The following is an 11,678-nucleotide window of genomic DNA, read 5'->3' on the forward strand; positions in this document are numbered from 1 at the left end:
TGGGCATGAAATGGCGAGAGGCGGCATGTGGTGCACGCCGTGCGCGAGCATGCCTCCGTATCCGATGAGGAGGAACCATGGCCGATTCCCCGACCCCGGACCCCCAGCAGGACCCCGCACCCGACGCGCAGCGCGACGCGATCCGCCTCCCGCTGCTGGGCGCCTGCGGCTGCGGCTCGGGCTGCGGCTGCGGCTGCCAGTCGGGGTCGCCGTGCCAGTGCGGCGGCTGACGAGGACGCCGTAAGGGCGGGCCCCCGCCGGTCAGGCCGACCGGCGGGGGCCCGCCCTTACGCTTTTCGGGTGCCGCAGGCGCTTGTCGGGTCCCGGGTCCCGGGGGCCGGGGCGCTCGGGTCCCGCGGGCCCGGGTCACGGGCCCCTGAGTTCACGCCTGGGGTTCACGCTCTTGGGCAGGTGACCGGCCGGGTCAGGCGGAAGCCTTCGCCCCGTCGGCGATGACGCCCCGCCCTTCCTGCCCTGCCGCCTGCTGCCGGTCCCCCATCGGCTCGTCCTCCCCCAGGCTGCGGAGCAGCAGCCAGAAGCCGGCGGCGGCGCCCGTGCCGAGGACGGCGCACAGGGCCCAGAGCCAGTCGGCGCCGAAGCGGTCGATCATCTGCCCGGCCATCAGCGGTGCGGCGAGCGTGGCGACGGACCAGGTCAGCGAGTACACGCCCTGGTAGCGGCCGCGCCCGTGGAGCGGGGCGAAGCGGACGACCAGACCGGCCTGGGTGGGTGCGGCGAGGATCTCGCCCAGGGTCCAGACGGCGACCGTGAGGGCGTAGAAGGCGATGGAGTCGGCGAAGGCGGTGAGCCCGTATCCGTACCCCGCGAGCAGGGAGGCGAGGACCAGCAGCATCCGGGGGTCGCGGTGGGTCATGACATGGGTGAGGGGGATCTGGAGGATCACGATCAGCAGCCCGTTGAGCGCCATGACCATGCCGAAGCTGGACGGCGAGAGCCCGGAGTCGCCCATGGCGAGCGGCAGTCCGATATAGCCCTGGGTGAAGATCAGCGCGAGGACGAAGGAGAGCACGACCAGGCTCATGAAGCGGCCGTCGCGCAGTACGGTCCCCATCCCGATCTGCCGCTCGGCTCCCGCGTCCGGCCCGCCGTCGGCGGGGCGCTCGGGCCGGGATTCGGGCAGCTTGACGAAGATGACGACCGCGCAGGCCAGGGTCATCACGGCCTCGCCGAGGAAGCCGATGAGGAAGCTGTGCTCGGCGACGAACCCGGCGACGGTCGCGGAGATCGCGAAGCCGAGGTTGATGGCCCAGTAGTTGAGGGAGTACGCGCGGACCCGGTCCTCGGGGGGCACGATGTCGGCCATCATCGCCTGGACCGCGGGGCGGGAGCCGGTGGTAGCGGCGCCGACGACCGCGGCGACGGCGGCGATGGCGGCCGGGTGCTGGACGAAGCCGAGGACACCGACCGAGACGGCGGACAGGGCCTGGGTGATCAGCAGGGTGGGCCGGCGCCCGATCCGGTCGGCCAGGACCCCGCCGCCGATGGACCCGGCGACCCCGCCGAGCCCGTAGAGGGAGACGACCAGGCCCGCGTACGAGGCGGAATGCCCCTGCTCGGCGGTCAGATAGAGCACCAGGAAGGTGGAGACGAAGGCGCCGAGCCGGTTGACCAGGGTGCTGGTCCACAGCCACCAGAACTGCCGGGGCATCCCCGCCGTACTCCTCCGTACGGCTCCGTACAACCGCCCCGCGCCCATACCGACTCCCCCACCCGATGTAAGTGCTGCAAACCCGCACCGCACATTACATCTGGCTGGGTGCAGAGACCACCCATTTGACGGGACCCGTCAACCGTCCCGCGCGTGGGCCGCGGGGCGGGTCCATTAGGCTCGTACGCATGGCCGACGCACCGTACAAGCTGATCCTCCTCCGCCACGGCGAGAGCGAGTGGAACGCAAAGAACCTGTTCACCGGCTGGGTGGACGTGAATCTCACCGAGAAGGGCGAGAAGGAGGCGGTCCGCGGCGGCGAGCTGCTGAAGGACGCCGGGCTGCTCCCCGACGTCCTGCACACCTCCCTCCAGAGGCGCGCCATCCGCACCGCGCAGCTCGCCCTGGAGTCGGCGGACCGCCACTGGATCCCGGTCCACCGCTCCTGGCGCCTGAACGAGCGCCACTACGGCGCCCTGCAGGGCAAGGACAAGGCCCAGACGCTCGCCGAGTTCGGCGAGGAGCAGTTCATGCTCTGGCGCCGCTCCTACGACACCCCGCCGCCGCCGCTGGCGGACGGTTCCGAGTTCTCCCAGGCGGGCGACCCCCGCTACGCGGACATCCCGCCGGAGCTGCGCCCGCGCACGGAGTGCCTGAAGGACGTCGTGTCCCGGATGCTGCCGTACTGGTACGACGGCATCGTCCCGGACCTCCTGGCCGGCCGCACCGTCCTGGTCGCCGCCCACGGCAACTCCCTGCGCGCCCTGGTCAAGCACCTGGACGGCATCTCGGACGAGGCCATCGCCGGCCTCAACATCCCCACCGGCATCCCGCTCGCCTACGAGCTGGACGCCGACTTCAAGCCGATCACCCCGGGCGGCACCTACCTCGACCCGGACGCGGCGGCGGCGGCCATCGAGGCCGTGAAGAACCAGGGCAAGAAGAAGTAACCCGAGCTCTCGCGCTCAGCCAAGCCTCCTGCCTGCGGCTTCACCGTAGGCAGGAGGCTCTTTGGTGCATCCGTCGCCCCACTGACACGCACTCCACCGCACCGGGTTTTGCCAATTCCCGTTGCAGGGCAAGCTATTTGACTAGGCTCTAGAGTCATGACCAAAGCGCAGCCCGCCGGTTTCTGGAGCTATACGCGTCGCGATGATGAACTGGACTCGGGGCGGATCGTCCGCCTGTCGGAGCGGATCGCCAGCGAGTTCGAGATCATCACCGGTGAACCTCTTGAGATCTTCTTGGACAAAAAGTCGATCGAGTGGGGGGATGCATGGCGAGTGCGTCTCGACTCCGCCCTGACCGGAACCACCTTTCTCATACCTGTGATCACGCCGAACTTCCTCAAAAGTCAGGAGTGTAGGCGCGAGGTCATCAAGTTCTCCGGACACGCGGCCAGTCTGGGACTGGACGAGCTACTGCTGCCGATCCACTATGTGAATGTTCCCCAGCTCGCACACGGATCCGACGACCTCCCCTCGGACGAAGTCGTCGAGCTCATCGCAAGGCGGCAGTGGGTGGACTGGCGTGAACTGCGTCTCGAAGACGAAACATCACCCGTGTACCGACAGGCCGTGCACAAGCTGGCGTTGAAAATCTCGGAGGTGCTGGAGTCGGCACCACCCGCCATGCCGGTGGCAATAGCTCGGCAAAGCCTCACTGCCGATGATGAACCACTGGGTTTTCTCGAGCTCATGGCAGAGGCCGAGACGGCACTGCCCGTGTGGGTAGGGATCGGGCAGAAGTTTCCGGAAGTCCTCTCGTCCATCAGCCTTGAAACCTCCTGGGCAGCCGAAGAGATGGCCAAGTCGGACGCCCGGAGTGGAGGGTTCGCTGGCCGAATGCGTGTCACCGAGCAGCTTTCCAAACGTCTCGCCGAACCTGCGGCACAGGTCGAAGCACTGGGAGGGCAGTACTGGGCAGCCCTTGCTTCAATCGACCCGGGAATTCAGGGGTTCATCAGGCGAGCCGGCGAAGAGGATCTTTCCCCAGAAGACAGGCAAACCGTTCGCGAGTTCTTCATGCACATCCAGGAGTTGGCAGCAACATCCAGCAATACGACCATGCAACTCCAAGGATTCTCCGACAGCATGGAAGGAGTTACCCACCTCAGCAGCCATTTGAAGCCGCAGCTAAGGATCATTCAAGCTGGCGTGCAAAAAATGATTGACTGTCAGGCTGTTATCGATGAATGGAGTCGCCTTATCGGCGAAACCGACCTCGGGGACGACTCACCCTAGCCGGCAGGAATCTGCCAGCATCGCTACCGGCGGGAGCATTCCTGCCCAAGGTCGCCTTGCACCTTAAGCGAGGTCTGGCATTGCGTCGGACCTCTAGCCCCTAGAGGCGGGTGTCCGGACCGCGCTCCCGTACCCTCCACAGGTGACACGTCTGATCGTGGCAACAGGTGGAGGCGGCGACGCGGTCGCCGCGGCGATGCTCGATACGGCCCTGTACGGCGTGGAGGATCCGGCAGTCGTACTCACCTACTCATGGGACCGCCTCCTCGTCGACCCGGTCCCGGGGCCCAGAACACCGGCTGACTTCACCGCGCTCGGCCGCCTGTCGCCCGGAGTCCCCGTCATCACCGCCGACACCGAGCCCGTCCCACCGGCGGGCTCCACGCTTCCCCGCCTGGCCCGCGAACTCCCCCAGACCTTCGCGCTGATCGACCCGCGCCACGGCGTGCACGGCATCACCCGGCAGTTGACCGAACTGGTGGAGCAACTCCGCCCCGAGTCCATCGACCTGCTGGACGTCGGCGGCGACATCCTCGCCCGCGGCGACGAGCCCACCCTGCGCAGCCCCCTGGCGGACGCCTTGACGCTGGCCGCGTGCCACCGGCTCGATGCACCCGTACGCCTCCTCGTCGCGGGTCCCGGCCTCGATGGGGAGCTGTCCGTCGAGGCTCTTCGGCCGCTGCTGGGGCCTGCCGTTGCCGCCTTCACCCCGGAGCACGCCGCAGCAGTCGATTCGGTCCTGGCGTGGCACCCCTCCGAGGCCGCCGCCATGCTCGCTGCCACCGCCCGGGGCACCCGCGGGCTGTGCGAGACACGCGACGCCGGCCTCCCCGTGGCCCTCACCGACGAAAGCCCCACTGTCCACGAGGTCGACATCGACGACGCCTTCCAGCGGAACAGGCTGGCCCATGCGATCGCCACGACCACCACCCTCGCGGCCGCCGAAGCGCTCAGCCGGGACATCTGCGGCTTCTCCGAGATCGACTACGAACGCGACAAGGCCGCCCGGCTGTCCGCGACACCGCCGACACCCTTCGACCCCGAAGCCACCCTCATCCGCGTGGCCGCGTACGAGCACCAGGCATGCGGCCGGGGAATCACCCATACGACCTTCCGACGCCTCACCGAAGTCCTCGGACTCCCCGGCAGCCACCGCGAAGCCCTCAAAGCCCTACTGCTCACCCACCACCCCGAGCAGCACGCCCCGCCTCTCTGGCGCATCCCGCCGTGTAGCGTGGCGCGCCTGATGAACGGGGGCTGACGGTGGTCGACGTCGTGCGGGTCATGGAGGCGCTGGCGGAGCAGGGTGTCACCGTGCTGTTCAAAGCGGACGCGGAACGCATGCGGGACGGGGTGAAGCCGTGGACCTTCGTCGCGACCGGCTCGCCCTTCCACGAAGACCTGCTCGTTCGCACCGACGCCCCTTCGGTGGAAGCCTGCCTGAAGATCTGTCTGCCGCAGTTGCGCGCCCGCGGTCTGGTCATCCCTGAGTAGAGCGGGAAGTCACGGGCCGCTCTCCCGCCCCGGGCCGTCAAGGCTCTTCCCGCCCGGCCCTCGCGCGGTCCAGCCACCAAGCTGCGATGCCCACCAGGACCGCCACCGCCGCCGCGTATGCCGGGAGCCAGCGGGTGGTCGTGGAGGAGAGGCAGTCGGCCAGGGCCTCGTGGGACGCGGCGCGTTCGGCGGCGGAGAGGGAGGGGAGGGGGGCGTCGGGGAGGGCGGAGACCTCGGCGCGGGTGCGGGCGGCGGCGTATGCGGCCTGGGCGGGGCAGTCCGCGCGGGTGCCCGGCATGGGGAAGAGCCACGACCAGCGTTGCAGGGCGGGGGCCAGGGTGATCGCCACGCAGAGGCCGACCACCATCGAGTAGGCCGTCAGATTGCGCAGGTAGAAGGAGTCGGGGGCGCCCGGGGGTCGGCGCGGGAGGCGGTAGAAGCAGACGATCAGCGCGAGCAGCGTCGCGCCGATGTACGTGGAGAACCACTGCCACGAGCCCTGGGCCAGTACGGCCGCCAGTACGCCGCCGAGCGCGATGCCGATGACGCCCGCCTGGCTGCCGGAGGTGTCGGCGGCGGTGGATGGGCGGGGGTGGGCCATGGTCGGCTCCCGGGTCGGGGAGTGGGCAGGGAGTGGTCGGGGAGTGGGCAGGGAGTTTCAGCATCCGGGTCAGTGGAGCAGAGGTACGGAGGCATGCCGGGGCGGGCGGGATTCTCCACCGGATGGTGGGAGGGATGGGAGGGGCGGGGATGGGAGGGAAGGGGTGAAATCCGGTGGGCAGTTGGGGGGCGGCTCGGTAGCGTCGGGGGCCGGTGGCCGCGCTTCGGTGGTCGCCGCCGTACCGGAGAGTGATTCCCATGACCAGCAGTCAGCGCGAGACCACCACCCTGTGGCGCCCCACCGGGCCCGTGGAGCTGGCGCTGGTCGAGGAGCTGGAGTGGCGGGCGTGGCCGCCGCGGCTGGCCGAGCAGCCGATCTTCTATCCGGTGCTCAACGAGGAGTACGCGGTCATGATCGCGCGGGACTGGAACGTCAAGCACGACGGCGCCGGTTTCGTCACCCGCTTCGAGGTCGACTCGGCCTTTCTGAGCCGCTATCCCGTCCAGCAGGCCGGTGGCCGGACCATCCTTGAGCTCTGGGTTCCGGCGGAGGACCTCGACGAGTTCAACGCCCATATCGTGGGGCGCATCGAGGTGGTCCACGAGTTTCGGCGCGAGGGGTAGCCCGCGGCCACCGAGTCAGTCGGCAGCGGGCGGGGAATCCGTCAGGCGGGCAAACGCCTCCAGGTTGCGCGTCGACTCGCCGCGGGAGACGCGCCAGGCGTACTCCTTCCGGATCGCGCTCGCATAGCCCAGCTCCAGCAGGGTGTTGAAGGCGCCGTCCGACGCTTCGAGTACCGCGCCCAGCAGCCGGTCCACCTCCTCCGGCGTGATCACGGAGAGGGGGAGGCGGCCGGTGAGGTAGATGTCGCCGAGCTGGTCGACCGCGTATGCGACCCCGTACAGCTTGAGATTCCGCTCCAGCAGCCAGCGGTGCACCGCCGCGTCGTTCTCGTCGGGGTGGCGGATCACGAAGGCGTTCACGGAGAGGGAGTGCGCGCCGATCCGGAGGGAGACGTTCGTCGCCAGTTTCCGGGTGCCGGGGAGGGTGACGACGTACGAGCCGGGCTCGGGGCTCTCCCACTCCGCGCCCGCCTCGCGCAGGGCCCCTTCGAGGGCCTCGGCGGGGGATTCGCGTACGGCGTCGTCAGACATGGTGGGAGCGTACCCGGCGGCGGTAGTCGTGCAGGGCGGCGGTGTAGACGTCCGCCGTGGCCGCGGCCGCCGCGTCCCAGCCGAAGGAGCGGGCGTGGCCGGCCGCCGCGGCACCCATCCGGGCCTCCAGGGCCGGGTCGTCGATCAGCCTGCGGAGCGCGGTTGCGTAGTCGGCCGGGTCGTGCCCCTGGACCAGGAAGCCCGTGCTCCCGTCCCGTACGGCCACCGGAAGTCCGCCGACCGCCGCCGCGACCACCGGGGTGCCGGTCGCCTGTGCCTCGATGGCCACCAGACCGAAGGATTCGCTGTACGAGGGCATGACCAGCGCGTTCGCGGCGCGGAACCAGTCGGCGAGCCGGTCCTGGCCGACCGGCGGATGGAAGTGGACGACATCGGCGGTGCCGAGGCGCGCGGCCAGTTTCTGGAGGCCCTCGGGCCGGGCCAGGCCGCTGCCGCTGGGGCCGCCGACGACGGGGACGTAGAGCCGGGAGCGGAGCGAGGGGTCGCGTTCCAGGAGGCGGGCGACCGCCTGCAGCAGGACGTCCGGGGCCTTGAGGGGCTGTATCCGGCCGGCGAAGAGGGGGACGAAGGCGTTCCGGGGGATGCCGAGTCGGTCCCGGGCCCGGTCGCGGGCCGTTTCGGCGGAGTGCGGGCCGGAGTCGGGGTCCGGGCGGAACCGGTCGAGGTTGACCCCGGGGTGGACGACGGCGACCTTCGCCGGGTCGGCGTCGTAGAACCGGACCAGTTCGTCCGATTCCTCCGCGGTGTTCGCGATCAGCCGGTCCGCGGCGTTGACGATCTGCGTCTCGCCGATGACCCGGGACGGCGGCTCGGGGGTGTCGCCCTCGGCCAGCGCGGCGTTCTTGACCTTGGCCATCGTGTGCATGGCATGGACCAGCGGGACGCCCCACCGCTCGGCGGCGAGCCAGCCGACGTGCCCGGAGAGCCAGTAGTGGGAGTGGACCAGGTCGTAGTGGCCGGGGCGGTGGCGGGCCCAGGCACGCATCACGCCGTGAGTGAAGGCGCAGAGCTGGCCGGGCAGGTCCTCCTTGGCGAGTCCTTCGTACGGGCCGGCGTCCACATGGCGTACGAGGACTCCCGGCGCCAGCTCCACCGTGCTCGGCAGCCCGCCCGCGGTCGACCGGGTGAAGATCTCCACCTCGATGTTGATGGCGGCGAGGCGGCGGGCCAGCTCGACGATATAGACGTTCATCCCGCCCGCGTCGCCCGTGCCCGGCTGGTGCAGGGGGGAGGTGTGGACGCTGAGCATGGCGATACGGCGCGGCTTGCGGGGGCCCCCGGGGAACCTGAGGCGGGGTGCCAGACCGGTCGAGATGCGGGAGACGTACTGACTCACGCGAAGACCCTCCTCGTTCCGGGCATGGCAAAGGGCGGACGCTCTGGCCGTCCGCCACCGCACAACAGCGGAGCGCGCCCTTCCATTTCCCCTCGTCCCCCACTTTGCCAAATCGTGATGGGGAGGGCGAGACGGGGGCGGGGTGGGAGTGGGGTCGGAGTAGGTCCGGGGGTGGAGTGGGACGGGCGTACGGGCAGGGGCGCGGGGCCTCGGGGCGGCCCGGGCTGCGGCGCGCAGGGACGGGCGTACCGGCGGCCTCCCGCGCCGGGGCCTCCCATACAGGGGGTGGGAGCGGGAGCGGGCGGGCGGACCGGAAGCCCGGGGCATCCCGGCCGTACGGGAAGGGGCCATACCCTCGACGTATGAGTACCCGTCCCGTCGGAACCGCCACCCGCGGGACGACCAACCCGAACCGGCTGCGCCGGATGGACCGGTGGATCGCGGCCACGCACGGCCGCGCGCTGCGGGCCGCCGCCCGTCCGCTGGCCGTGGACCTCGGCTACGGCGCGGCTCCGTGGACCACCCTGGAGCTGGCCCGGCGGCTGCGCGCGGAGGCCGATCCGCGGTGCGAGGTGGTCGGTATCGAGATCGACCCGGAACGGGTAGCGGCGGCGAAGCCGTACGAGGAGGCCGGGCTGAGCTTCCGGCACGGCGGCTTCGAGGTGCCGGTGGACGCCCCGCCGACCCTGATCCGGGCGGCGAACGTGCTGCGTCAGTACGAGGAGGGGGAGGTCGCGGCCGTATGGGCGCGGCTGTGCGGGCGGCTAGCGCCGGACGGGCTGCTCGTGGAGGGGACGTGCGACGAGATCGGGCGGCGGCACGTGTGGGTGGCGCTGGGGCCCGAGGGGCCGCGCACGGTGACCTTCGCGGCCCGGCTCGGCTCCCTGGACCGCCCGTCCGACCTGGCGGAACGGCTGCCCAAGGCGCTGATCCACCGGAATGTGCCGGGCGAGCCGGTGCACGCCTTCCTGCGGGACTTCGACCGGGCGTGGGCGGCGGCGGCGCCGTACGCCTCGCTGGGGGCGCGCCAGCGGTGGATGACGGCGGTGGCGGCGCTGCGGGCGGACTGGCCGCTGCGGGACGACCGGCGGCGGTGGCGGCAGGGGGAGGTCACGGTGGCGTGGGGGGCGCTGGCGCCGGGCGGGGGGTGACGCTTGCCGGAGGAGGGGCAGGGGCGCGGGGCGCGGCCGGGAGCGGAATTCACCGTTCGATCACCGGTTCGGGTGAACGGATGAGCGGGGCGGGAACCCGGGAGAGTCGGCAGGCGTATTGACGGTGATAGGCCGTTGACCTCTGTCGATTTGGGCAGGGTCATGGCACCATCACCGGGGCACTGGAAGTTACTGACAGTCAATCAGATAGTTCGGAAGTTGCCGCTGTTGTACGGGGTGCGGGAGCTATAGGAGGGGGAATCGTGACGCGACGAGACTGGGCCACCGCCGCGATCGTTCTGGTCTGCGCGGTGACGCTGTCGGCGACGTCGGCCACGGCCACGGCCTTCGCGGCACCGGGTTCACCCACACCGCCGGTGGCGCCGCCCGCCGCCGCGTCGGTGACGAATCCGGGCGTGGGCGCGCCGGGCACGGGTGCCGGCGCGGAGGGGTCGCCCGTCACGGGCGGCCGGACCCTGGAGCAGGTCCGGCTGGAGATAGAGGCCCTGTATCACCAGGCGGTATCCGCCACGGACGCGTACAACCTGGCGGAGGAGCAGGTCGAGCGGCAGTCGGCGGAGATCGTGCAGCTGGCCAAGGAGGCCGCCCGCGCCCAGCAGCGCATCGACGATCTGAAGGACGCGGCGGGCGATGCCGCCCGCACCCAGTACCGGACCGGCGGGCTGCCGTCCGAGGCGCGGTTCATGCTGACCGACGACCCCCAGCTCTTCCTCGACAGCGCCAGTCGGCTGGCCCAGGGCCAGAAGGCGACGAAGGACCTGCTGCGTGATCTGAAGCAGGCCCGGTCCGAACTGGACGCCTACGCACAGAACGCGAGCTCGCACTGGAAGTCGCTGGAGGCCCAGCGGGTCCGGATGGCGGACGCGAAGAAGCTGGTCGCCACGAAGATAGCGGCGGCGGAGAAGCTCGAAGCCCGGCTGGAGAAGGAGGACAGGGCCCGGCTGCTGGTCCTGGAGAAGCAGGCCGCCGAGCGGTCTCAGGCCGCCTGGCTGCGGTCGGGCGCGCTGAAGGAGGTCAAGGGGACCATCACCGCCGCGGGCGGCAAGGCAGTGGAGTTCGCGCTCGCCCAGGTGGGGCTGCCGTACGAATGGGGCGCGGAGGGCCCGAAGTCGTACGACTGCTCGGGGCTGACGTCCGAGGCATGGGCAGCGGCCGGGGTGAAGATACCGCGCACGTCGCAGGAACAGTGGCGGCAGTTGCAGCGGATCGACATGGACGAGATACGGCCGGGCGACCTGATCATCTACCACGACGACGCGAGCCATGTCGGGATGTACATAGGCGACGGCAAGATCGTCCACGCCCCGCGCCCGGGCCGCACGGTCACCGTCGCGGGCGCCGGCGCCAACAAGATCCTTGGCGTGGTCCGGCCCGGCAGCTAACCGGTCTCTGCCGGACCCCGCCTATCCGGCGTCCCACTCCGCCTGTACCCAGGTCAGCTGTGCTTCGGTCAGCGGAGGGTCGAACCCTGCCGGGAACATCAGCATCACCGGCTGCGGCCACATGTTCTCCGGCCCGTGCTCGTCGCAGTGCAGCGCGACGAGATGCGGTCCTTCCCCGCAGGACTCGTGCCCGTAGGGGCGATCGTGCGTCCGGCAGAAGTAGCCGAACGTCCAGCAGTCGTCTTCTTCGGCCGGCTCGTAGAAGCGGGGGTCGCGAACGATCGTGGTGACCGGCTCCTGCCGGTTGAACCGGGGGATGGGCCGGGGGTCACGCCACAGCAGTCGGGGAGGGAGCACGAACCCATCCTGCCCGGGGCGACCTGTCCGGATCACGGGCCGTCGGCCGGGCCGAGCAGGAGCCGGGCCGCGGGGGACGGCGGGCGGGGGACGGGGGGACGCAAGGACGAGGGACTGCGGGACCGCGGGGCGCGGGTAAGCCGGGCGCGGGGAGTGTGCCGTTGGACACGTGGGCGCGGTGGCTCCGCCGGGGCGCACTCCGCAGGGACCGGCGGCCCCCGGATACCCTTCCGGACCCGCTCCGGGGCC

Annotated in this window: 13 protein-coding genes; 8 read left to right on the forward strand and 5 right to left on the reverse strand. The window is 70.8% G+C overall.

Annotation, left to right across the window (positions count from 1 at the left end):
- Positions 1 to 77 precede the first annotated feature (77 nt).
- Positions 78 to 230: a hypothetical protein gene (locus tag ACWDR0_RS11185; RefSeq protein WP_456351380.1), complete on the forward strand. Its 153-nt coding sequence runs from the start codon at positions 78 to 80 to the stop codon at positions 228 to 230.
- Positions 231 to 424: 194 nt separating this feature from the next.
- Here the strand turns inward: ACWDR0_RS11185 and ACWDR0_RS11190 are convergent, their stop codons facing one another.
- A complete protein-coding gene (locus tag ACWDR0_RS11190; RefSeq protein WP_456351381.1) occupies positions 425 to 1,669 on the reverse strand; it encodes an MDR family MFS transporter in 1,245 nt (414 codons plus the stop codon).
- Between the two features lie 188 nt (positions 1,670 to 1,857).
- Here ACWDR0_RS11190 and ACWDR0_RS11195 point away from each other — a divergent pair, with 188 nt between their 5' ends.
- The 4 genes from ACWDR0_RS11195 (at position 1,858) to ACWDR0_RS11210 (ending at position 5,406) form a co-directional block, all read left to right on the forward strand.
- Positions 1,858 to 2,619 (forward strand): phosphoglyceromutase, encoded by a 762-nt coding sequence (locus ACWDR0_RS11195; RefSeq protein ID WP_456351382.1) that lies wholly within the window; start codon positions 1,858 to 1,860, stop codon positions 2,617 to 2,619.
- Between the two features lie 156 nt (positions 2,620 to 2,775).
- Complete coding sequence (locus ACWDR0_RS11200; RefSeq protein ID WP_456351383.1) at positions 2,776 to 3,912, forward strand: toll/interleukin-1 receptor domain-containing protein; 1,137 nt, start codon at positions 2,776 to 2,778, stop codon at positions 3,910 to 3,912.
- A gap of 142 nt (positions 3,913 to 4,054) precedes the next feature.
- Positions 4,055 to 5,173: a DUF1152 domain-containing protein gene (locus ACWDR0_RS11205; RefSeq protein ID WP_456351384.1), complete on the forward strand. Its 1,119-nt coding sequence runs from the start codon at positions 4,055 to 4,057 to the stop codon at positions 5,171 to 5,173.
- Positions 5,174 to 5,175: 2 nt separating this feature from the next.
- Entirely contained in the window at positions 5,176 to 5,406 is a 231-nt protein-coding gene (locus tag ACWDR0_RS11210) for a hypothetical protein (RefSeq protein WP_456351385.1), read from the forward strand.
- Between the two features lie 37 nt (positions 5,407 to 5,443).
- Here ACWDR0_RS11210 and ACWDR0_RS11215 read toward each other — a convergent pair whose 3' ends face one another.
- Positions 5,444 to 6,007 carry a hypothetical protein gene (locus tag ACWDR0_RS11215; RefSeq protein ID WP_456351386.1) on the reverse strand — a complete coding sequence of 188 codons (564 nt, stop codon included), beginning with the start codon at positions 6,005 to 6,007 and terminating at the stop codon, positions 5,444 to 5,446.
- Between the two features lie 257 nt (positions 6,008 to 6,264).
- Here ACWDR0_RS11215 and ACWDR0_RS11220 point away from each other — a divergent pair, with 257 nt between their 5' ends.
- Positions 6,265 to 6,630, forward strand: coding sequence for a hypothetical protein (locus tag ACWDR0_RS11220; RefSeq protein ID WP_456351387.1), 366 nt, complete (start codon positions 6,265 to 6,267; stop codon positions 6,628 to 6,630).
- Positions 6,631 to 6,645: 15 nt separating this feature from the next.
- On the opposite strand, the gene ACWDR0_RS11225 is transcribed toward ACWDR0_RS11220, so the two are convergent.
- Complete coding sequence (locus ACWDR0_RS11225; protein WP_456351388.1) at positions 6,646 to 7,161, reverse strand: YbjN domain-containing protein; 516 nt, start codon at positions 7,159 to 7,161, stop codon at positions 6,646 to 6,648.
- Positions 7,154 to 8,518, reverse strand: coding sequence for a D-inositol-3-phosphate glycosyltransferase (mshA, locus tag ACWDR0_RS11230; RefSeq protein ID WP_456351389.1), 1,365 nt, complete (start codon positions 8,516 to 8,518; stop codon positions 7,154 to 7,156). Before mshA ends, ACWDR0_RS11225 begins: the two co-directional genes overlap by 8 nt.
- Positions 8,519 to 8,880: 362 nt before the next feature.
- On the opposite strand from mshA, the gene ACWDR0_RS11235 reads away from it, so the two are divergent.
- Together ACWDR0_RS11235 and ACWDR0_RS11240 are read left to right on the forward strand one after the other, a co-directional pair.
- Positions 8,881 to 9,669 carry a class I SAM-dependent methyltransferase gene (locus ACWDR0_RS11235; protein ID WP_456351390.1) on the forward strand — a complete coding sequence of 263 codons (789 nt, stop codon included), beginning with the start codon at positions 8,881 to 8,883 and terminating at the stop codon, positions 9,667 to 9,669.
- Positions 9,670 to 9,932: 263 nt separating this feature from the next.
- Positions 9,933 to 11,072, forward strand: a complete 1,140-nt coding sequence (locus tag ACWDR0_RS11240) for an NlpC/P60 family protein (protein ID WP_456351391.1) — start codon at positions 9,933 to 9,935, stop codon at positions 11,070 to 11,072.
- A 21-nt stretch (positions 11,073 to 11,093) separates the two neighbouring features.
- Here the strand turns inward: ACWDR0_RS11240 and ACWDR0_RS11245 are convergent, their stop codons facing one another.
- Positions 11,094 to 11,429, reverse strand: a complete 336-nt coding sequence (locus tag ACWDR0_RS11245; protein ID WP_456351392.1) for a hypothetical protein — start codon at positions 11,427 to 11,429, stop codon at positions 11,094 to 11,096.
- Positions 11,430 to 11,678: the final 249 nt, after the last annotated feature.

It is taken from the genome of Streptomyces sp. NPDC003691 (genome assembly GCF_053981115.1).

Excerpts from the sequence above, each read along its gene's own strand:
- ACWDR0_RS11185 (WP_456351380.1), top strand. The coding sequence starts at position 78 with ATGGCCGATTCCCCGACCCCGGACCCCCAGCAGGACCCCGCACCCGAC.
- ACWDR0_RS11190 (WP_456351381.1), bottom strand. The coding sequence starts at position 1,669 with ATGCCCCGGCAGTTCTGGTGGCTGTGGACCAGCACCCTGGTCAACCGG.
- ACWDR0_RS11195 (WP_456351382.1), top strand. The coding sequence starts at position 1,858 with ATGGCCGACGCACCGTACAAGCTGATCCTCCTCCGCCACGGCGAGAGC.
- ACWDR0_RS11200 (WP_456351383.1), top strand. The coding sequence starts at position 2,776 with ATGACCAAAGCGCAGCCCGCCGGTTTCTGGAGCTATACGCGTCGCGAT.
- ACWDR0_RS11215 (WP_456351386.1), bottom strand. The coding sequence starts at position 6,007 with ATGGCCCACCCCCGCCCATCCACCGCCGCCGACACCTCCGGCAGCCAG.
- ACWDR0_RS11220 (WP_456351387.1), top strand. The coding sequence starts at position 6,265 with ATGACCAGCAGTCAGCGCGAGACCACCACCCTGTGGCGCCCCACCGGG.
- ACWDR0_RS11225 (WP_456351388.1), bottom strand. The coding sequence starts at position 7,161 with ATGTCTGACGACGCCGTACGCGAATCCCCCGCCGAGGCCCTCGAAGGG.
- ACWDR0_RS11235 (WP_456351390.1), top strand. The coding sequence starts at position 8,881 with ATGAGTACCCGTCCCGTCGGAACCGCCACCCGCGGGACGACCAACCCG.